The 1,151-nt window shown below is 70.0% G+C and carries 1 protein-coding gene; it reads right to left on the bottom strand.

What is annotated here, in order from left to right:
- Positions 1-160: 160 nt before the first annotated feature.
- On the bottom strand, positions 161-1,151 hold a 991-nt coding region (locus MFF54_RS27540), incomplete at its 5' end, for a flagellar basal body rod C-terminal domain-containing protein (protein WP_283206330.1).

Raw genomic sequence — 1,151 nt, forward strand, 5'->3', positions numbered from 1 at the left:
CACAGGCCGCACCGCCGAGACCTATGCGGGCCTCGGCGGTGCGGCCTGTGGAGAGCTGCGTGGTGAGCGTGCCGAGCTGGTTCTTCAGGTCGAGGATCTGCTGGGTGTTCCGCTGGGTCAAGTAGGCGCCCGCGGCGTAGGGTCTGATCGTGCTCATGCGCTACATCCGGAGCAGGGTATCGAGCATGTCGCGCGCCGCCGTCAGCACGCGGGCATTGGCGGTGTAGGCCTGCTGCAGGGCGATGAGATTCGACATCTCCTCGTCGATGCTCACCGCCGCGCCCTCCGCGAAGCGGCTCTGCGCCGCCGAGAGGGCGACGCCCTGCCCGCTGTCGATGGTCTGGGCCTGCGCGGCGGCCGACCCTTGCGCCGCGATGATGTCCTGGGCGAACTTCACGACGGTGGTGCCGTAAGGCGCCGAGAGCCCGCCGATGCCGGACGACGACGAGAAGGTCCGGTCGGTGCCCGTCAGCGCGCCGTAGATGAAGTTCGCCCGCGTCCCGTCCGCGCCCGTGGCACCGCCGCCCAGGGCGGTCAGCGCCGCGGTGTCGGCCTTGATCGACGGGTTCACCGCGAGGCGCTGAGCGAAGCCGGTGCGCTGCGAACCGTTGTCGAAGGAATCGGTGAAGAGGCGGTTGCCGTCGCTGTCCACGAAGACGGCGATCTCCGGATAGGCGCTCGTGTCGGCGGGCGATTGCGGCACCGTGACGGTGAGGCTGCCGCCGACCACCTTCCAGCCCGTGGCGCCGGACACGGTGACGGCGCTGGCGGGCGTACCATCGGGGCCCGCGGCCAAGTTCGGGACCGCGGAGACAGGATAGCCCCGATCGGTCGCTTCTTTCGAGAGGCCGGCGAGCGCTTTCCTGATCTCGTCCAGCGAGGGCGGGGTGCCCGGCGTGATCCGGACGGTTTGGACGAAGGCCGTGGCGTCGTCGCTGAGTGACGCGGCCTTGTAATCTGTGTTGAACGCCGAAGCGACCAAAATGACGTTGCGGCTGGCGCCGTCCGGGCCGGTGACCTGCAGGGTGATCCTGTCGCCCGGCTGCCTCATCTCTGAGAGGTCGAGCGTCGTCTCCTCGCGGTTCGTGAGCGCGTTCGTCGCGACCGTGCCGGCGACCGTTCGCCCGGTCGTGGCGGTGGCGAGGCCCGCC

This window comes from Methylobacterium gregans, from assembly GCF_022179245.1.
GTDB classification, from domain to species: Bacteria; Pseudomonadota; Alphaproteobacteria; order Rhizobiales; family Beijerinckiaceae; genus Methylobacterium; species Methylobacterium gregans.